This window comes from Duganella sp. CY15W (assembly GCF_009857555.1).
GTDB classification, from domain to species: domain Bacteria; phylum Pseudomonadota; class Gammaproteobacteria; order Burkholderiales; family Burkholderiaceae_D; genus Rugamonas; species Rugamonas sacchari.
This window is the reverse complement of record NZ_WWCQ01000002.1, coordinates 784,623-803,272: the sequence shown is the minus strand read 5'-3', so window position 1 is coordinate 803,272 and position 18,650 is coordinate 784,623. Positions and strand designations below refer to the sequence as shown.

At 58.9% G+C, this 18,650-nt stretch carries 18 protein-coding genes; 17 read left to right on the top strand and 1 reads right to left on the bottom strand.

Annotated features, from left to right (window positions below; all coding sequences use genetic code 11):
• The first annotated feature begins 22 nt into the window (after positions 1-22).
• The 4 genes from GTP58_RS13120 (at position 23) to GTP58_RS13105 (ending at position 5,216) form a co-directional block, all read left to right on the top strand.
• A complete protein-coding gene (locus GTP58_RS13120; protein WP_161077827.1) occupies positions 23-1,219 on the top strand; it encodes an ABC transporter substrate-binding protein in 1,197 nt (398 codons plus the stop codon).
• Between the two features lie 67 nt (positions 1,220-1,286).
• Positions 1,287-2,171 (top strand): branched-chain amino acid ABC transporter permease, encoded by an 885-nt coding sequence (locus tag GTP58_RS13115; RefSeq protein ID WP_072782998.1) that lies wholly within the window; start codon positions 1,287-1,289, stop codon positions 2,169-2,171.
• On the top strand, positions 2,171-3,145 hold the full coding sequence (locus tag GTP58_RS13110) for a branched-chain amino acid ABC transporter permease (RefSeq protein WP_161077826.1): 975 nt from the start codon (positions 2,171-2,173) through the stop codon (positions 3,143-3,145). Before GTP58_RS13115 ends, GTP58_RS13110 begins: the two co-directional genes overlap by 1 nt.
• Positions 3,146-3,152: 7 nt before the next feature.
• Positions 3,153-5,216, top strand: a complete 2,064-nt coding sequence (locus tag GTP58_RS13105; protein WP_161077825.1) for a 3-hydroxybutyrate oligomer hydrolase family protein — start codon at positions 3,153-3,155, stop codon at positions 5,214-5,216.
• Here GTP58_RS13105 and GTP58_RS13100 read toward each other — a convergent pair.
• Positions 5,213-6,379: an iron-containing alcohol dehydrogenase gene (locus GTP58_RS13100; protein ID WP_161077824.1), complete on the bottom strand. Its 1,167-nt coding sequence runs from the start codon at positions 6,377-6,379 to the stop codon at positions 5,213-5,215. The genes GTP58_RS13105 and GTP58_RS13100 overlap by 4 nt on opposite strands.
• 123 nt (positions 6,380-6,502) lie before the next feature.
• On the opposite strand from GTP58_RS13100, the gene GTP58_RS13095 reads away from it, so the two are divergent.
• The 13 genes from GTP58_RS13095 (at position 6,503) to atpD (ending at position 18,614) form a co-directional block, all read left to right on the top strand.
• Positions 6,503-7,267, top strand: coding sequence for a TSUP family transporter (locus GTP58_RS13095; protein ID WP_161077823.1), 765 nt, complete (start codon positions 6,503-6,505; stop codon positions 7,265-7,267).
• 176 nt (positions 7,268-7,443) lie between these two features.
• Complete coding sequence (gene mnmG, locus GTP58_RS13090) at positions 7,444-9,369, top strand: tRNA uridine-5-carboxymethylaminomethyl(34) synthesis enzyme MnmG (RefSeq protein WP_161077822.1); 1,926 nt, start codon at positions 7,444-7,446, stop codon at positions 9,367-9,369.
• On the top strand, positions 9,366-10,016 hold the full coding sequence (gene rsmG / locus GTP58_RS13085; RefSeq protein ID WP_161077821.1) for a 16S rRNA (guanine(527)-N(7))-methyltransferase RsmG: 651 nt from the start codon (positions 9,366-9,368) through the stop codon (positions 10,014-10,016). The genes mnmG and rsmG overlap by 4 nt, the downstream gene beginning before the upstream one ends.
• Positions 10,017-10,118: 102 nt before the next feature.
• Positions 10,119-10,889, top strand: a complete 771-nt coding sequence (locus GTP58_RS13080; RefSeq protein WP_072782984.1) for a ParA family protein — start codon at positions 10,119-10,121, stop codon at positions 10,887-10,889.
• Between the two features lie 9 nt (positions 10,890-10,898).
• On the top strand, positions 10,899-11,768 hold the full coding sequence (locus GTP58_RS13075) for a ParB/RepB/Spo0J family partition protein (protein ID WP_161077820.1): 870 nt from the start codon (positions 10,899-10,901) through the stop codon (positions 11,766-11,768).
• Positions 11,769-12,046: 278 nt separating this feature from the next.
• The gene (locus GTP58_RS13070) at positions 12,047-12,412 is read left to right on the top strand and encodes an ATP synthase subunit I (RefSeq protein WP_229255636.1); all 366 of its coding nucleotides are present in this window, start codon (positions 12,047-12,049) and stop codon (positions 12,410-12,412) included.
• A 21-nt stretch (positions 12,413-12,433) separates the two neighbouring features.
• A complete protein-coding gene (gene atpB / locus GTP58_RS13065) occupies positions 12,434-13,228 on the top strand; it encodes a F0F1 ATP synthase subunit A (RefSeq protein ID WP_072782980.1) in 795 nt (264 codons plus the stop codon).
• Positions 13,229-13,301: 73 nt separating this feature from the next.
• Positions 13,302-13,568 (top strand): F0F1 ATP synthase subunit C, encoded by a 267-nt coding sequence (atpE, locus tag GTP58_RS13060; RefSeq protein ID WP_371857200.1) that lies wholly within the window; start codon positions 13,302-13,304, stop codon positions 13,566-13,568.
• 42 nt (positions 13,569-13,610) lie between these two features.
• Positions 13,611-14,081, top strand: coding sequence for a F0F1 ATP synthase subunit B (locus tag GTP58_RS13055; protein ID WP_161077819.1), 471 nt, complete (start codon positions 13,611-13,613; stop codon positions 14,079-14,081).
• A 2-nt stretch (positions 14,082-14,083) separates the two neighbouring features.
• Positions 14,084-14,629: a F0F1 ATP synthase subunit delta gene (locus tag GTP58_RS13050; protein WP_161077818.1), complete on the top strand. Its 546-nt coding sequence runs from the start codon at positions 14,084-14,086 to the stop codon at positions 14,627-14,629.
• Between the two features lie 75 nt (positions 14,630-14,704).
• Complete coding sequence (gene atpA, locus GTP58_RS13045; protein WP_072782972.1) at positions 14,705-16,246, top strand: F0F1 ATP synthase subunit alpha; 1,542 nt, start codon at positions 14,705-14,707, stop codon at positions 16,244-16,246.
• Positions 16,247-16,307: 61 nt separating this feature from the next.
• Entirely contained in the window at positions 16,308-17,183 is an 876-nt protein-coding gene (gene atpG, locus GTP58_RS13040) for a F0F1 ATP synthase subunit gamma (protein WP_072782970.1), read from the top strand.
• 30 nt (positions 17,184-17,213) lie between these two features.
• Positions 17,214-18,614, top strand: a complete 1,401-nt coding sequence (gene atpD, locus GTP58_RS13035) for a F0F1 ATP synthase subunit beta (protein ID WP_072782968.1) — start codon at positions 17,214-17,216, stop codon at positions 18,612-18,614.
• Positions 18,615-18,650: the final 36 nt, after the last annotated feature.

The window sequence follows — 18,650 nt, the reverse complement described above, 5'->3', positions numbered from 1 at the left end:
AACCTTGGTAGGGAGACGAACAATGAAAATCAAAGCCATCACCCTTGCAGTAGCTGCTTGCGCATCCTTCTCCGCTCAAGCGCAGTTTTCCGGAGACACCATCAAGATCGGCATGATTACCGACATGTCCGGCTTGTACACAGACATCGATGGCGCCGGCGGCGCCGAGGCCGTGAAAATGGCGATCGCTGATGCCGGCGGCAACATCAACGGCAAGAAGATCGAATTCATTTCCGCCGACCACCAGAACAAGGCCGATATCGCCGCCTCCAAGGCGCGCGAATGGTTCGACCAGCAGGGCGTTGACATGCTGATCGGCGGCACCAACTCGGGCGCCAATCTGGCCATGGCCAAGGTGGCGGCCGAGAAGAAAAAAATCTTCATTTCGATTGGCGCCGGCTCGGCCCGCCTGACCAACGAAGAGTGCACGCCCTACACCGTGCACTACGCTTACGACACCATCGCGCTGGCGCGCGGCACCGGCGGCGCCATCGTGAAGCAGGGCGGCAAGAGCTGGTATTTCATGACCGCCGACTACGCCTTCGGCCAGTCGCTGGAAAAGGATACGGCCGAGCTGGTGAAATCGGCCGGCGGCAAGGTGCTGGGCTCGGTCAAGCACCCGCTGTCGGCGTCCGACTTCTCGTCCTTCCTGCTGCAGGCGCAGTCGTCGGGCGCGCAGATCCTGGGCCTGGCCAATGCGGGCGGCGATGCGATCAATTCGATCAAGGCGGCCAACGAGTTTGGCATCACCAAGAAGATGAAACTGGCCGGCCTGCTGATCTTCATCAACGATGTGCACTCGCTGGGCTTGAACCTGACCCAGGGCATGTATCTGACCGATGGCTGGTACTGGGACGCCAATCCGGAAACCCGCGCCTGGTCGAAGCGCTACTTTGAAAAAATGAAGAAGGAGCCATCGATGCTGCAGGCGGCCGATTTCTCTGCGGCTGGCAATTACCTGAAAGCGGTCAAGGCCGTGGGCACCGACGATTCCGACAAGGTCATGGCTTACCTGAAGGCCAACAAGATCAACGATATCTTCGCCAAGAATGGCGTGATCCGTCCGGACGGCCGCATGGTGCACGATATGTACCTGATGGAAGTGAAGAAGCCATCGGAATCGAAGTACCCATGGGATTACTACAAAGTGGTCGCCACCATCCCGGGCGACCAGGCCTACGCCACCAAGGCGGAGACCAAGTGCAGCTTGTGGAAATAAGCTGAGTTGCGCACAGGCAGACGCGGCCGCGTCTGCTTATCCCTGATACGAAAGATTGTGGATTCCCATGGAAATCTTCGGCGTTCCTTTGCCCGCGATGCTGAGCCAGCTGCTGCTGGGTTTGGTCAACGGCTCGTTCTACGCAATGCTGTCGCTCGGCCTGGCGGTGATCTTCGGCCTGCTCAATGTGATCAACTTTTCCCACGGCGCGCTGTACATGATGGGCGCGTTCCTGGCATGGATGGGCATTGAGTACCTCGGCCTCAGCTACTGGCTCATGCTGGTCCTGGCGCCGCTGCTGGTCGGCGTGTTTGGCGTCCTCATCGAGAAGACCATGCTGCGCCATCTGTACAAGCTGGACCACCTGTACGGCCTGCTGCTGACGTTTGGCATCACGCTGCTGGTGGAAGGCGTGTTCCGCTCGTTCTACGGCGTCTCCGGCCAGCCGTTCCAGGTGCCCGAGGCACTGGCCGGCGCGACCGACCTCGGCTTCATGGTGATGCCGAATTACCGCGCCTGGGTGGTGGTGGCGTCGCTGGTGGTCTGCCTGTCCACCTGGTTCGTGATCGAGAAGACCAAACTGGGCGCCTACCTGCGCGCCGGTACCGAGAATCCCAAGCTGGTGGAAGCCTTCGGCATCAACGTGCCGCTGATGGTGACGCTGACCTATGGCTTCGGCGTCGCTTTGGCGGGCTTTGCAGGCGTTCTGGCGGCCCCAATCATCCAGGTGCAGCCCCTGATGGGGCAGAACCTGATTATCGTCGTATTCGCCGTTGTGGTGATCGGCGGCATGGGGTCGATCATGGGCTCCATCCTGACCGGCCTCGGACTGGGCGTGATCGAAGGGCTGACCAAGGTGTTCTACCCGGAGTTTTCATCGACGGTGGTGTTTCTGGTGATGGTGGTGGTGCTGCTGCTGCGCCCGGCCGGCCTGTTTGGCAAGGAAAAATAATGAACAAGAAAATCGGCTATCTCATTGCCTTTGCCATCGCTGTGGCGGCGCCGTTTGTCGGCTATCCGGTGTTCCTGTCCAAGCTGCTGTGCTTTGCGCTGTTTGCGTGCGCGTTCAATCTGCTGATCGGATTTACTGGCTTGCTGTCGTTTGGCCATGCGGCATTCTTTGGCATGGCTGGTTATGTCGCCGGCAATGCAATCAAGAACTGGGGCTGGCCGATGGAGCTGGGCCTGCTGGCCGGCGTGGCGGCCGGCGCCGCGATCGGCCTGGTGATGGGCGCGCTGGCGATACGCCGCCAGGGCATTTATTTTTCGATGATTACGCTGGCGCTGGCGCAGATGGTGTACTTCGGCGCGCTGCGGGCAGGGGAGTTCACCGGCGGCGAGGATGGGCTGCAAGGCGTTCCACGTGGAAAATTCCTGGGCATGGTCGATCTGGCCAATGACACCACGCTGTACTTCGTCATCCTCGGCATCTGCGCGCTGGCTTTCGCGCTGATTGTGCGTACCGTGCATTCGCCGTTTGGCCAGGTGCTCAAAGCGATCAAGGAAAACGAGCCGCGCGCTATCTCGCTGGGCTACGACGTCGACAAATACAAGCTGCTGGCCTTTGTGCTGTCGGCCGCGCTGGCGGGATTGGCAGGCGCCAGCAAGACGCTGGTGCTGGGCTTTGAAACGCTGACCGACGTGCACTGGACCATGTCCGGCCTGGTCATCCTGATGACGCTGGTCGGCGGCATGGGCACGCTGGCGGGGCCGATGCTGGGCGCCATCATCATCATCGCACTGGAAAACAAGCTGGGTGACTGGGGCAGCTTGCTGGCCCGGATCACCGGCATTGAGTGGTTTAACACCATCGGCGAAGCGGTCAACATGGTGGTTGGCCTGATCTTCATTATTTGTGTGCTGTTGTTCCGGCGCGGCATCATCGGCGAGTTCATTGCCTTGTCCGGAAAAAAGAAAACAGTGTGAGGAGCGTATGCAAATCAAAACCATCGTGCTGGCGCTGGCCAGCATCATCGTCACCGCCTGCGGCTCAAACGAGCATAAGGATGACGCTGAAATTTTAAACGTCAAGCCGAGCTACCTCGGCGATATCAGCAATAAAACCTATGACGGCGTCATTGACGACCTGCTGACAGCCGGCCTGGGCAGGAGCGGCCTGGCCGGCGCCACGCCGGCCTATGTCGATGCCAACAATCCCACGGCGGCGGAATTGCGCCGTAACGCGATTTACGCCAATTACCGCGCGGTGCTGGATATCTCCGCCAACAGCGGTTACGGCACGCTGTATGGCCCCAACGTCGACGCCAAAGGTGGCGTGGGCACGGGCGAGGGCAGGATAGGCGGCACGGAATATATTGCCTACAGCGACGACGGCAGCGGCAACCAGAACGTTACGCTGATGGTGCAGGTTCCGGTTGGGTTTGACGTGAAAAATCCCTGCATCGTCACGGGCACGTCGAGCGGCTCGCGCGGCATCTATGGCGCCATCGGCAGCGCTGGCGAATGGGGCTTGAAGAATAATTGCGCGGTGGCCTATAGCGACAAGGGCAGCGGCACCGGCCTGTACACGTTTGACGATGACAGCGTGAATCTGCAAACCGGCTTGCGCGCGGGGCGTTCGGCCGCCGGCAAGAACGCCATCTTTGCGCCGGTGCTGAGCGATGCGGACCGCGCTGCGTTTGCGTCCTCGTCGCCCGCACGCGTCGCCTTCAAGCACGCGCACTCGCAGCAGAACCCGGAAAAAGACTGGGGCAAGTTCACGCTGCAGGCCGTCGAGTTTGCCTACTACGTGCTCAACGAAAAGTACGGCACGCTGGCCAAGGACAACAAGAGCCACGTGGTGATGTTCACACCCAAGAACACGATTGCGATTGCTTCCAGCATTTCCAACGGCGCCGGTTCGGCCCTGCTGGCAGCGGAGCAGGATACCAAGGGCCTGATCTCTGGCGTGGCCGCGACCGAGCCGCAGATCCAGCCTAAGACCGCCACCGGCTACACCATCCGGCAGGGCGCGGGCGTGGCAACGGGGCAGGGCAAGGCACTGTTTGATTACTCGACCTATGCCGCGCTGTATCAGCCCTGCATCGCTGCCACGGCTGCCGCGCCGGGACGTTGCGCATCGCTGGTGGCCAAAGGCCTGCTGAATGGCGGCGATCTGGCATCGCAGCAGAACGACGCCAAGGCACGCCTGAAATCCTACGGCTGGCTGGCCGATTCGGACGTGCTGCAGGCGGCCCACGCCGGCACCAACATCCTGGTCGCGGTCACCTATGCTTACGCGTACGGCAAATTTTCTGTGACGGACAAGGTATGCGGTTTCACATTTGCCCAGACCGATGTGAATGGCGTACCGCTGGCTTTGACAGGCGCACAGAAAGTGTCGAGCTTTGCCGCACAGAACGGCATTATCGGCAGCGTGGTGTATGAGAATTCGATGGGTGGCGCCAAGGCCTACAACTTCGGCGTCTCGCCGAGCACGGCGGCGCAGGACCAGTCGCTCGATGGTTTCCTGTGCCTGCGCTCGCTGGCGACGGGCGTGGATGCGGTGACCGGGGCAGCATTGTCCGGCACGCTGGCGGCGCAAAGCACCCGCGTGCGTTCGGGCATGGCGGAGGTGGCGGCAACCGGCAACCTGAAGGGCAAGCCGGCCATCATCGTGCAGGGTCGTAGCGATACCCTGATTCCGGTCAACTTTGCTTCACGTGCGTACCTGGGGCTGAATGCGGTGGCGGAGGGCAGCAACAGCAAGCTGCGCTACATCGAGGTGACCAATGCCAACCACTTTGATTCCTTCACCAATGTACTGCCGGCCAATGTGGTGCCATTGCATGTGTATCTGTTCCGCGCGCTGGATGCGATGCTGGCCAATCTGCGGGCGTCAGCCACGCCACTGCCGCCATCGCAAGTGGTAAGGACGGTGACACGGGCCGACAACTCGACGCCGATCACGGTAGCCAATGTCCCGCCTATCGCCACCACGCCGACCGGCGGCAACGCTATCATCATCAACGGCACCACGGTTTCCGTGCCGGACTAAAACGCTGCCGCGTAAATCGCCCTCGCATCTGTCCGGGTGACGGTGCGGGGGTTATTCCCCAGCAAGCGGGTTTGCAGCATGGCCTCATCGGCCAACCGGTCCAGATCGCTTGCCTGGATGCCCACCTGTTGTAGCGTCCGCTCTATTCCCGTGACCGTAGCGATTTGTTGCATCGCAACAGCCAGCGCCTCTGCCCTGGCCTCGAGGCTGCCGCTGGCTGCGGGCACGACAATCTCCGCCAACTCGGCATATAGCGGCGCCGCTTCGGGGGCGTTGAAGCGCAGCACGTGCGGCAATACCAGCGAATTCGACAGTCCATGTGGCACGTGAAATATGCCGCCGATCGGATAGGCCAGCGCATGCACGGCTGCCACCGGCGCATTCGAAAACGCCTGTCCGGCCAATAGCGCGCCCAGCAGCATGGCCTGGCGTGCAGCCAGATTGCGGCCATTCTCACACACCGGAATCAGGTTGGCGGACAGCAGGGCCAGCGCCTGGCGCGCCAGCAGGTCGGACAGCGGATTCTTTTTATGCTTGCTGGTGTAGGCTTCGATCGCATGCACCATGGCGTCGATCCCGGTGGCGGCGGTGACGGCGGACGGCAGACCCAGCGTTAGTTCCGCGTCCAGCAATGCCAAATCGGCATAGAGTTGCGGCGCGACCACGCCCATCTTTGTGGTAGCGCCGGTCGTCACGATGGCGATGTTGGTCACTTCAGATCCGGTGCCCGCAGTGGTGGGAATCTGCACCAGCGGTAGCCGGCTCCCCTTCACATTGCCGATGCCGTAAATGGTGCTGATGGGCTGCCCGCTGTTTGCCAGGACCGCGATCAGCTTGGCCACATCCATCGAACTGCCACCGCCGAGACCGATCACGATGTCGCAACGAAATTTGCGGGCAGCCGCCACCGCTTCCAGCACCACCGTCTCGGGCGGGTCAGCCATCACCTGTGCATAGACTTCCACTGTCAATCCCGCAGTACGCAAGCTCGCTGCGGGAGCATCTACCAGCCCCGTGCGCAGGAAGCCGGGATCGGTGACGAGCAGGGCGCGCCGGGCATCCGGAAAGCGCTGGGCGATGTGCTCGCCCAACCGCCCGGCGGCACCAGATTCGGAAACGATATGGGGCACGGTACTGAAACTAAAGGCAGGGAAATCGGTCATGACGGCATCCGTTCAGTGGTGGATTTCAGCGCTTAGCTTACCCCAAGCCATGCCGCATACGCATCAAGCCGCAGAGATTTCTTCCGTACAATAGAGCCTTTGCACGTAAGGGATGTCGCGGTCATGGTGGATTTTCTGGTGTTAGGTGTCGCCGCGTTTGGCGCGGGTCTGGTCGACGCGGTGGTCGGGGGAGGCGGGCTGATACAGTTGCCCACCATGTTCACGGTCTTCCCCAGCATGGCGCCGGCCACACTGATCGGCACCAATAAACTGGCCAGCATCTTTGGCACCAGTGTGGCGGCAGTCAGCTATGCACGCCGTGTGGCAATCGCCTGGTCCGTGGCCACGCCGGCCGCCATGGCGGCGCTGGTGTTTGCCTTTCTTGGCGCGTACACCGTGACCAAGGTATCGGCCGACTTCATGCGGATCGTCCTGCCGCTGGTGCTGTTGGTGGTGGCGATCTACACCTTTGCCAGGAAGGATTTTGGCAGCGTGCATGCGCCCATCCACTCGGGCGCCAGGGAACAGTCGCTGGCGCTGGTGACCGGTGCCAGCATTGGTTTCTACGACGGCTTCTTCGGCCCGGGCACGGGCAGCTTCCTGGTGTTCCTGTTCGTCCGCATCTTTGGCTTTGATTTTCTCGGCGCGTCGGCGGTAGCCAAGGTGGTCAACGTGGCGTGCAACTTTGCCGCACTGGTGTGGTTCGGCTACAGCGGCCACCTGATCTGGCAGTTGGGCCTGACCATGGCCGTGTGCCAGATCGCCGGTTCGCTGATCGGCTCGCGCATGGCGATGAAGCATGGCAGCGGCTTTGTGCGGAAATTGTTCCTGGTGGTGGTGTCCGTGCTTATCGTCAAGACCGGCTACGATGCATGGTTGCGATGGTGATACTGTTTCACGTGGAACAAAATTGACGAGCGAAAAGCACTTCAAAGGGACACTTCGGTGTCCCTTTTGCATTGTTTCACGTGGAACAAATCAAGAATATTTTTGCCTAAAAAAGTCGCAGCACCAAAAAAACTCTATAATTTGACCTTGATCCCTTCGCTTTAACTATTCCACACATGCTATTCCCTACGAAATTCGACGTCATCGTTGTCGGCGGTGGTCACGCCGGCACCGAAGCTGCCCTCGCTTCTGCCCGCATGGGACAGAAGACCCTGCTGCTCACTCACAACATTGAGACGCTGGGGCAGATGTCGTGCAATCCCTCTATCGGCGGTATCGGCAAAGGCCATCTGGTCAAGGAAGTCGATGCGCTGGGCGGCGCCATGGCGATCGCCACCGACGAATCCGGCATTCAGTTCCGCATCCTGAATTCCTCCAAAGGCCCTGCCGTGCGCGCGACCCGCGCCCAGGCCGACCGTATCCTGTACAAGGCCGCGATCCGTTCGCGCCTGGAAAATCAGCCCAACCTGTGGCTGTTCCAGCAGGCTGTGGACGACCTGATGGTGGAGGGCGACCGCGTGGTTGGCGCCGTCACCCAAATCGGCCTGAAGTTCCTGGCGCCTGCGGTGGTGCTGACCGCCGGTACTTTCCTTGACGGGAAAATCCACGTCGGTCTGAATAACTACTCGGGTGGCCGTGCGGGTGATCCGCCAGCCGTCTCGCTGTCCGCGCGCCTGAAAGAATTGAAGCTGCCGCAAGGCCGCCTCAAGACCGGCACGCCGCCACGCATCGATGGCCGCAGCATCGACTTCACGCAAATGACTGAGCAACCGGGCGATCTGGACCCCGTCCCAGTGTTCTCGGTGATGGGCAATACGGCCATGCACCCTGAGCAGATGCCATGCTGGATCACCCACACCAACCAGCAAACCCACGACATCATCCGTGGCGGCCTGGATCGTAGCCCGATGTACACCGGCGTGATCGAAGGTGTCGGCCCGCGCTATTGCCCGTCGATTGAAGACAAGATTCACCGCTTCTCGTCCAAGGAATCGCACCAGATCTTCCTGGAACCGGAGGGCCTGACGACCCACGAATTCTATCCAAACGGCATCTCCACCAGCCTGCCATTCGACGTCCAGATCGCCTTGGTGCGGTCGATGAAAGGGCTGGAAAACGCCCACATCCTGCGTCCTGGCTACGCCATTGAATACGATTATTTCGACCCGCGCGGCCTCAAGGCCTCGCTCGAAACCAAAGCCATCAACGGTCTGTTCTTTGCTGGCCAGATCAATGGCACCACCGGTTACGAAGAAGCGGCGGCACAAGGTCTGCTGGCCGGCGTCAACGCCGCGCTGCAAACCCAGGGCAAGGAAGCCTGGACGCCAGCGCGGTCGGAAGCATATCTGGGCGTGATGGTGGATGACCTCGTCACGCAGGGCGTGATGGAGCCATACCGCATGTTCACCAGTCGCGCCGAGTACCGCCTGAGCCTGCGCGAAGACAATGCCGACATGCGCTTGACCGAGATCGGCCGCAAGCTGGGCGTGATTGGCGACGCGCAATGGGAAGCCTTCGACCGCAAGCGCGAGTCCGTGGCGAAGGAGCTGGAGCGCCTGCGTTCCACGTGGGTGCATCCACGCATCCTGGAAGCGGCTGAATCCGAGCGTGTGATTGGCCAGGCGATTGAGCGCGAGTATTCGCTGGCCGACCTGCTGCGCCGTCCGGGTGTCGAGTACGACAAGCTCATGACGCTGAAAGGTGCGGACGGCCGCGAGCTGGCCGGCCCTGGCGAGACTGACCCAGCGGTCAAGGAACAAATCGAAATCCAGCTCAAATATTCGGGCTATATCGACCGCCAGACGCGCGAAGTGGAGCGCCACGAGCACTACGAAAACCTGAAACTGCCGGAAAACTACAACTATCTGGACATCACCGCGCTGTCGGTGGAAGTGCGCCAGAAGTTGCACGCGCAGCGTCCTGAAACGCTGGGCCAGGCATCGCGTATTTCGGGCGTCACGCCAGCGGCGATTTCGCTGCTGCTGGTGCACCTGAAAAAGGCCGGTTTCGGTGGATTCGTACAGAAAGATGAGGCAGCATGAAGGTGTTTGACCGCAACGCAGTCGCGGAAGTTTTGAAGCAAGGTATCAACCAGCTGCAATTGGCATTGAACGAGGTGCAGGTGGAACAGCTGCTGGACTACCTGGCCCTGCTGAACAAATGGAATGCGGTGTACAACCTGACCTCGGTGCGCGATCCCATGGAAATGGTGAAGCTGCATCTGCTGGACTCGCTGACAGCCGTGTCCGCATTCAAGGATGCGAAAAACGTGCTGGACGTGGGGGCAGGGGGCGGGCTGCCGGGCATGGTGCTGGCTATCAGCCGCCCGGACATGAAAGTGTCGATGATCGACACGGTGCATAAGAAGACTGCCTTCCTCAACCAGGTGAAGGCAGAGCTGGGACTGGGCAACGTCACGGTGTACACCAAGAAGGTGCAGGAGCTGGAAGTGAAGACGAAATTCGACGTCATCACCTCCAGGGCATTCGCGGACCTGTCGGACTTCGTCAACTGGTCAGGGCACCTGCTGGCAGAGGGCGGGCAATACATCGCCTTGAAAGGCACGGCGCCAGCAGAGGAGCGGGAGCGGCTGCCAGCACCATGGAAAGTGCAGAAATTAGAGCCTTTGGCAGTACCGGGGCTGGACGCGGAACGTCATCTGGTTTTCATTCAGGCAGAAACAGTATAAACGGTTTATACGGTATAAATGGTTTATATCATATAAATAGTATAAATCGTTTATATCGTTTATACCGTATAAATCAAAAGCAACAACACTCATAAGAATTACATGGCAAAAATTTTTTGCGTAGCAAATCAAAAAGGCGGCGTAGGTAAAACTACCACCACAGTTAACCTCGCTGCCGGTCTGGCAAAACTGGACCAGCGCGTACTGCTGGTCGACCTGGACCCACAGGGCAATGCCACCATGGGCGCTGGCATCAACAAGGCAGGACTGAAAGCATCGACCTATGAGGTCATGCTGGGCACGGCGGATGTGGCAACGGCGCGCCAGCGTTCCGAGCCAGGCCACTTCGATGTGCTGCCATCCAACCGCGAGCTGGCTGGCGCCGAAGTCGAGATGGTGGAACTGGACAACCGCGAGCGCCGTCTGAAGGATGCGCTGGCGCTGGTGGACAAAGAGTACGACTTCATCCTGATCGACTGCCCGCCGGCACTGTCGATGCTGACGCTGAACGGCCTGTGCGCCGCGCACGGCGTGATCATTCCAATGCAGTGCGAGTACTACGCGCTGGAAGGGCTGTCCGACCTGGTCAACACCATCAAGAAGGTGCACGCCAATCTGAATCCGGACCTGAAGATCATCGGCCTGCTGCGCGTGATGTTCGATCCGCGCATGACGCTGTCGCAACAGGTGTCGGCCCAGCTGGAGCAGCATTTCGGCGACAAAGTCTTCAAGACCATCATCCCGCGCAACGTGCGTCTGGCGGAAGCGCCGTCGTATGGCGTGCCGGGCGTCACGTTTGATCCGAGCTCCAAGGGCGCGCAGGCGTACATCGCCTTCGGCGCCGAGATGGTCAAGCGCATCAAGAAAATGTAAGGCAAGCACATGGCAACCAAAAAACTCAAAGGCCTGGGTCGCGGCCTGGACGCGCTGCTGGGCGGCGACGGCGACATCACCACGGCGGACGCCAACACGCCGTCCGAGCTCAACGTGACGCAAATGCAGGCGGGCAAGTACCAGCCGCGTACGCGCATGGACGAGGGCGGTCTGCAGGAGCTGGCCGCGTCGATCAAGACCCAGGGGATCATGCAGCCGATCCTGGTGCGTCCGATCGGCAAGGACAAGTATGAAATCATTGCAGGTGAACGCCGCTTCCGCGCTGCGCAACTGGCTGGCCTGGAAATGCTCCCTGTTTTGGTGCGCGATGTTGACGACCAGGCCGCCGCCGCGATGGCGCTGATCGAGAACATGCAGCGCGAGGACCTGAATCCGCTGGAAGAGGCGCAGGGCATTCATCGCCTGATTACCGACTTCAGCTTTACGCACGAGCAGGCGGCCACGGCGGTCGGCCGTTCGCGCAGCGCCGTGTCGAACCTGTTGCGCCTGATGAATCTGGCCAGTCCGGTACAAACCATGCTGATGGCGGGCGATATCGACATGGGCCACGCGCGCGCGCTGCTGGCGGTGGATGCGGCAACCCAGATCAACCTCGCCAATATGGTGATTGCCAAAAGGCTATCGGTACGCGAAACCGAGAAACTGGTGACAAAAACGCTGGAAGAACTGAAAGCATCGCCGAAAGAAGCGCGCGCCAAAGAAAAGTCCGGCGACATCGTCCGGCTGGAAGAAGAGCTGTCCGACACCCTGGCCACGCCAGTGGTGTTCAAGATGGGCAGCAAAGGCCGTGGTCAAATGATTATCGACTTCGCCGACCTCGACATCCTCGAAGGCGTGCTCGCCCGCCTGCGCACCTAATTTTTTCCCCCTCCGGGGTCAGGTCCGTCATTTCTACACGAACTGGGCTGTTACGTCCGCTACGGTCGAGCTTGTGTAGAAATGACGGACCTGACCCCAGATTGGGGTAAACGTCTAACTGGTTCCAACTTGGTGCAACCACGCAGGAAATGTTTCTAAAAGCGTCTCATTCGTGCACTAAATGCTCTGCTGCGGTGCAGCATGTTTGACGTGATACATGAAAGACACATATAATCACGCGTCTTTTGGGGTTTAATCGGTTTTTAAGGAGCTCGGTAGTGAGTAATTCCACGAGCATCTCGCAACCGGTGTTCCGCATCGTCGCCCTCCAGTTCGCCATCGCTACTGGATTCGCCTTGCTCACCTGGAACTTGGGTGGAGTACTCAAAGCTTGGTCGGCCGCTTATGGCGGAGCAATCGCAGTCATCGGGAGCCTGATGTACGCGATGATTGTTGCGCGCGGAACAAATGACGCCAAACAAGCTTTTCGCGCGCATGTGCGTGCAGAAGTGACAAAGATATTTATCACGGTAGTGCTGTTTGCGTTGGCACTAGCGTTGTTTCAGTCGGCCTCATGGTTATGGCTGATCTTGGGTTTCGCGGTGGCAACTATGGCGTATTGGTTGGCATTGCTCGCAATTTAATCACCAAAATCTTATATTTTTATGACCACTGAACACGTAGGGCATGAAGCGCCCACTAATATTGAGTACATTCAGCACCACTTAAGCCACCTGAAATCGGCTGACGGCATGTTTAACCTGGACACGTTCTGGGTTTCGGCCATTCTGGGCCTGATTTTCCTCGGTGTCTTCTATATGGCCAGCCGCCGCGCCACCGCTGGCGTGCCAGGCAAGCTGCAAAACTTCGTTGAAGCCGTGATGGAACTGGTCAACGACGTGGTCAATTCGGCTTTCCACGCCAAGAGCAAGGTGATTGCGCCACTGGCCATCACCATCTTCTGCTGGGTCTGGCTGATGAACGCCATGGACTTCCTGCCAGTCGACCTGCTGCCTAAACTCCTGAGCTTTGCTGGCGTCCACAAGCTGCGTGTCGTGCCGACCGCTGACGTCAACCACACTTTCGGCATGTCGTTTGGCGTCATGCTGTGCATTATTGGTTTCTCGATCAAAGCCAAAGGTCTCGGCGGCTGGGGTAAAGAGCTGCTGACCGCGCCGTTCCATGCGCATGGCTTCATGGCCATCATCCTGGCGCCGATCAACCTGGCTTTCCAACTGATCGAGTTGCTGGCTAAGCCACTGTCGCTGTCGCTGCGTTTGTTCGGCAATATGTACGCCGGCGAACTGCTGTTCATTCTGATCGCTCTGCTGCCATGGTGGGCGCAGTGGCTGCTCGGTGGCCCATGGGTTATCTTCCACATCCTGGTGGTGACGCTGCAAGCGTTTGTGTTTATGGCGTTGACGGTGGTGTATCTGGCCATTGCGGTTGAGAAGCACTAAGCAACTTTCGTTTTAACTTTTTAGTATCTGTAGTCTTTTTTAAATCTTAGGAGAAATTTCAATGCAAGCTCTGATCGCACAAGTACAAAGCATGACCGTTCTGGCAGCCGCTATCATCATCGGCCTGGCCGCTATCGGTACCGCTCTGGGTTTCGCCATTCTGGGCGGTAAATTCCTGGAAGCTTCGGCTCGTCAACCAGAACTGATGCCACAACTGCAAACCAAACTGTTCGTGATCGCTGGTCTGCTGGATGCAATCTCGATGATCGGCGTTGGTGTTGCTCTGCTGTACACCTTCAGCAACCCATTCCTGGCTGCTGTTCTGTCCGCTGCTCAGTAATCTGCTCCACCCTAGGAGAAACTTTTAGTTAGGAGCAAAGGTATGGACATCAATATGTCTCTCATCGGTCAGATGATCACCTTCGCGGTGCTGGTCTGGGTGTCGATGAAGTTCGTATTTCCATCGCTGAACGCAGCGTTGGATGAGCGTGCCAAGCGTATCGCTGATGGTCTGGCTGCGGCCGACCAGGGCCAGCAAGCAATGGTTGTCGCTGAAAAGCGCGCCACTGAAGCACTGGCCGGTGCACGCGAAGAAGCTTCGCAACGTGTTGCTGACGCTGAAAAGCGCGCGCAACTGGTCGCCGAAGAAATCAAAGCGAATGCACAAGCTGAAGCGGACCGCATTATTGCGCAAGCTAAAGCCGAAGCCGAGCAGCAACTGGCCAAGGCGCGTGAAGCGCTGCGCGCTCAGGTGGCTGACCTGGCTGTGAAGGGCGCCGAGCAAATCCTCAAGCGCGAAGTCAACGCCTCGGCCCACGCCGATCTGTTGTCGCGCCTGGCTGTCGAGCTGTAATCATGGCAGAAAACGCAACCGTCGCCCGTCCCTACGCGGAAGCTTTGTTCCGCGTAGCCCAAGCAGGTAAGGAATCGTTCAACCTCGCGGCGTGGTCCGAACTGGTGGCCGAACTGGCCCAGATCGGTGCCCACCCCGAGGTGCAAGCATTTGCCCGCAACCCGAAAGCGTCGGCCAGCGATATCGTCGCCGCCTTCAAGGCCCTGGTGAAAACCCCGGTCAGCACGGAAGCCAATAACTTCCTGACCATGCTGGTGGAAAATGGCCGTATCAGTCTGCTGCCGGAAATCGGCGCGCAGTTCCTGGCGTTGAAAAACGCTGCGGAAGGTGCGGCAGACGCGGAAATCACCAGCGCCTTTGAGCTCGACGCTGCGCAAGTGAGCACGCTGATCGCCACGCTGGAAAAGAAATTCAGCCGCAAGCTGAACCCGGTCGTGACCGTGGACCCAGCCCTGATCGGTGGTGTGCGCGTGGTGGTCGGCGACGAAGTGCTGGACACTTCGGTGCGCGCCAAGCTGCAGCAAATGCGTGTTGCACTGGTAGCCTGAGTTCACCCTCGGCCACCGGCTTAGAACAGATTCTTCATCTCGCGCAAGCTGAGAGAAACACTTTTAGGAGTTAGTATGCAACTCAACCCATCTGAAATCAGCGAGCTGATCAAGAGCCGTATCGAAGGCCTTGATGGTGGCGCTGAAGTACGTAACCAAGGCACGGTGATTTCCGTTGCTGACGGTATCGTCCGCATTCACGGTCTGTCGGACGTGATGCAGGGCGAGATGTTGGAATTCCCAGGTAACACCTTTGGTCTGGCGATGAACCTGGAGCGTGACTCCGTTGGCGCCGTGATTCTGGGTGCTTACGAGCACATCTCCGAAGGCGACACGGTGAAAACCACCGGCCGTATTCTGGAAGTGCCAGTCGGTCCTGAACTGCGTGGCCGTGTGGTCAACGCACTGGGCCAGCCGATCGACGGCAAAGGCGCGATTGATGCCAAGCTGACCTCGCCGATCGAAAAGATCGCGCCAGGCGTGATCGCCCGTGAGTCCGTCTCGCAGCCAATGCAGACCGGCCTGAAATCGATCGATGCGATGGTACCAATTGGCCGTGGCCAGCGTGAGCTGATCATTGGCGACCGTCAAACCGGTAAATCGGCCGTTGCGGTTGATGCGATCATCAACCAAAAAGGCCAGGGCATGACGTGTATCTACGTTGCCATCGGCCAAAAAGCCTCGACCATCAAGAACATCGTGCGCTCGCTGGAAGAGCACGGCGCGCTGGAGTACACCATTGTTGTGGCCGCCTCGGCATCGGAATCGGCTGCCATGCAGTACATTTCGGCCTACTCGGGCTGCACCATGGGCGAATACTTCCGTGACCGCGGTGAAGATGCGCTGATCGTCTACGATGACCTGTCGAAGCAAGCTGTTGCTTACCGTCAGATCTCGCTGCTGCTGCGCCGTCCACCAGGCCGCGAAGCTTACCCAGGCGACGTGTTCTACCTGCACTCGCGTCTGCTGGAACGCGCAGCGCGCGTGAACGCTGACTACGTGTCGGCCTTCACCAACGGCGCCGTAACCGGCAAGACCGGTTCGCTGACCGCGCTGCCGATCATTGAAACCCAGGCTGGCGACGTTTCGGCGTTCGTACCAACCAACGTGATTTCGATTACCGATGGCCAGATCTTCCTGGAAACCTCGCTGTTCAACGCTGGCGTGCGTCCTGCGATTAACGCGGGTATCTCGGTATCGCGCGTGGGTGGTGCAGCGCAGACCAAGGTCATCAAAAACCTGTCGGGCGGTATCCGTACCGACTTGGCCCAGTACCGTGAACTGGCTGCGTTCGCGCAGTTCGCTTCGGACCTGGACGAATCGACCCGTAAGCAGCTGGACCGCGGTGCCCGTGTGACCGAACTGCTGAAACAGAAGCAGTACTCGCCACTGTCGATTTCCCTGATGGCCGCTTCGCTGTTCGCAGTGAACAAGGGCTACCTGGACGACGTCGAAGTCAAGAAAGTACTGTCGTTCGAAGCCGGCCTGCATGCGTACCTGAAGACCAAACAAGCTGACCTGCTGTCGAAGATTGAATCGTCGAAGCAACTGGACAAAGACGGCGAAGCCGCCCTGTCCGCTGCCATCGCCGACTTCAAGAAATCCGGCGCATTTTAAGTTAGCTTGGCGCTCCGGGTTACAACCCGGAGCGCCTTCAGCGCAGAAGGAGTAAGGACTCATGGCAGTAGGCAAAGAGATACGTGGCAAGATCAAAAGCGTAGAAAATACGAAAAAGATCACCAAGGCGATGGAAATGGTCGCCGCATCGAAAATGCGCAAAGCGCAAGATCGCATGCGCGCCGCCCGTCCCTACAGTGAGAAGATTCGTAATATCGCTGCTAATCTGGCTAACGCAAATCCAGAATATACGCACGCCTTCCTGGCTGATGAAGCCAAGGAATCGGCAAAAGCAGTTGGTTTCATCGTGGTCACGACCGACAAGGGTCTGTGCGGCGGTATGAACACCAACGTGCTGCGTCTGGTGACGAATAAAACGCGTGAGCTGGAAGCCGCTGGCAACAAGATTGCTGCAGTGGCGATTGGTAATAAAGGTTTGGGTTTCCTGAATCGCGTTGGCGTGCCGGTGGTTGCGCAAGTGACCCAGATCGGCGACACCCCGCACCTGGAAAAACTGATTGGCCCCGTCAAAGTGATGCTGGAAAAGTTCCAGAACGGCGAAGTCGATGCGGTTTACCTGTGCTACACCAAGTTCATTAACACGATGAAGCAGGAGCCAGTGGTTGAACAACTGCTGCCACTGCCAGCTGCGAAGAAGCAGGCTGACGAAGGTAATCACAACTGGGATTACATTTACGAGCCAGACGCAGCCACCGTGATCGATGAACTGCTGGAGCGCTATGTAGAAGCGCTGGTGTACCAGTCGGTAGCGGAAAACCTGGCGTCCGAGCAATCGGCGCGGATGGTGGCGATGAAGGCGGCAAGCGACAACGCAGGTAGTGTGATCGGCGAACTGAAACTGATCTACAACAAAACCCGCCAAGCTGCGATTACCAAAGAACTCTCCGAAATCGTCGCCGGTGCGGCAGCGGTTTAAACGAATTTAACTATATTTGAAGGAACGAACATGGCTGATGGCAAAATCGTTCAGTGTATCGGCGCGGTGGTTGACGTTGAGTTTCCACGCAACGCAATGCCTAAGGTATTTGATGCCTTGAAGATGGAAGGCTCCGAGCTGACGCTGGAAGTACAACAACAATTGGGTGACGGCATCGTCCGTACCATTGCTCTGGGTTCGTCGGACGGTCTGCGTCGCGGCATGCAAATCCAGAACACCGGCAAGCCGATCATGGTACCAGTGGGTAAAGCCACCCTGGGCCGTATCATGGACGTGCTGGGTAACCCGATCGACGAATGCGGCCCGGTCGCTCACGACCAGATCGCGTCGATCCACCGCGCGCCTCCTGCCTACGACGAACTGTCGCCATCGCAGGATCTGCTGGAAACCGGCATCAAGGTGATTGACCTGGTTTGCCCGTTCGCCAAAGGCGGTAAAGTGGGTCTGTTCGGCGGTGCAGGTGTGGGCAAGACCGTCAACATGATGGAACTGATCAACAACATCGCTAAAGCACACTCGGGTCTGTCCGTGTTTGCTGGTGTGGGTGAGCGTACCCGTGAAGGTAACGACTTCTACCACGAAATGGCTGACGCGAAAGTGGTTGACCTGGAAAACCCGGCCAACTCGAAAGTCGCGATGGTCTACGGCCAGATGAATGAACCACCAGGTAACCGTCTGCGCGTAGCGCTGACCGGTCTGACCATGGCAGAAGCATTCCGTGACGAAGGTAAAGACGTTCTGTTCTTCGTGGACAACATCTACCGCTTCACGCTGGCCGGTACCGAAGTTTCCGCACTGCTGGGCCGTATGCCTTCCGCAGTGGGTTACCAGCCTACCCTGGCCGAAGAAATGGGCCGTCTGCAAGAGCGTATCACCTCGACCAAGACCGGTTCGATCACCTCGATCCAGGCCGTGTACGTTCCAGCGGATGACTTGACCGACCCGTCGCCTGCGACTACCTTCGGTCACCTGGATTCGACCGTGGTTCTGTCGCGTGACATCGCCTCGCTGGGTATCTACCCTGCGGTGGACCCACTGGATTCGACCTCGCGTCAGCTGGATCCGCTGGTTGTTGGCCAGGACCACTACGACACCGCACGTGCCGTACAGGGCACCCTGCAGCGCTACAAAGAACTGCGTGACATCATCGCGATTCTGGGTATGGACGAGCTGGCACCGGAAGACAAACTGCTGGTAGCACGCGCACGTAAGATGCAGCGTTTCCTGTCGCAGCCGTTCCACGTTGCTGAAGTGTTCACCGGCGCGCCTGGTAAATACGTGTCGCTGAAAGACACCATCAAGGGCTTCAAGATGATCGCCTCGGGCGAACTGGATCACCTGCCAGAGCAAGCGTTCTACATGGTTGGCACGATCGAAGAAGCCATCGAAAAAGCCAAAAAGCTCAACTAATCAGTTGAGTTGTCCGGTCCCGCTGTGAGGCGGGAC

Bases quoted from the DNA above. Each gene is read 5' to 3' on its own strand.
- mnmG (WP_161077822.1), top strand. From the start codon at position 7,444: ATGCTATTCCCTACGAAATTCGACGTCATCGTTGTCGGCGGTGGTCAC.
- atpB (WP_072782980.1), top strand. From the start codon at position 12,434: ATGACCACTGAACACGTAGGGCATGAAGCGCCCACTAATATTGAGTAC.
- GTP58_RS13110 (WP_161077826.1), top strand. From the start codon at position 2,171: ATGAACAAGAAAATCGGCTATCTCATTGCCTTTGCCATCGCTGTGGCG.
- GTP58_RS13115 (WP_072782998.1), top strand. From the start codon at position 1,287: ATGGAAATCTTCGGCGTTCCTTTGCCCGCGATGCTGAGCCAGCTGCTG.
- GTP58_RS13100 (WP_161077824.1), bottom strand. From the start codon at position 6,379: ATGACCGATTTCCCTGCCTTTAGTTTCAGTACCGTGCCCCATATCGTT.
- atpA (WP_072782972.1), top strand. From the start codon at position 14,705: ATGCAACTCAACCCATCTGAAATCAGCGAGCTGATCAAGAGCCGTATC.
- atpG (WP_072782970.1), top strand. From the start codon at position 16,308: ATGGCAGTAGGCAAAGAGATACGTGGCAAGATCAAAAGCGTAGAAAAT.
- GTP58_RS13050 (WP_161077818.1), top strand. From the start codon at position 14,084: ATGGCAGAAAACGCAACCGTCGCCCGTCCCTACGCGGAAGCTTTGTTC.
- GTP58_RS13080 (WP_072782984.1), top strand. From the start codon at position 10,119: ATGGCAAAAATTTTTTGCGTAGCAAATCAAAAAGGCGGCGTAGGTAAA.
- GTP58_RS13105 (WP_161077825.1), top strand. From the start codon at position 3,153: ATGCAAATCAAAACCATCGTGCTGGCGCTGGCCAGCATCATCGTCACC.
- GTP58_RS13095 (WP_161077823.1), top strand. From the start codon at position 6,503: ATGGTGGATTTTCTGGTGTTAGGTGTCGCCGCGTTTGGCGCGGGTCTG.
- GTP58_RS13120 (WP_161077827.1), top strand. From the start codon at position 23: ATGAAAATCAAAGCCATCACCCTTGCAGTAGCTGCTTGCGCATCCTTC.
- GTP58_RS13075 (WP_161077820.1), top strand. From the start codon at position 10,899: ATGGCAACCAAAAAACTCAAAGGCCTGGGTCGCGGCCTGGACGCGCTG.
- rsmG (WP_161077821.1), top strand. From the start codon at position 9,366: ATGAAGGTGTTTGACCGCAACGCAGTCGCGGAAGTTTTGAAGCAAGGT.
- atpD (WP_072782968.1), top strand. From the start codon at position 17,214: ATGGCTGATGGCAAAATCGTTCAGTGTATCGGCGCGGTGGTTGACGTT.
- GTP58_RS13055 (WP_161077819.1), top strand. From the start codon at position 13,611: ATGGACATCAATATGTCTCTCATCGGTCAGATGATCACCTTCGCGGTG.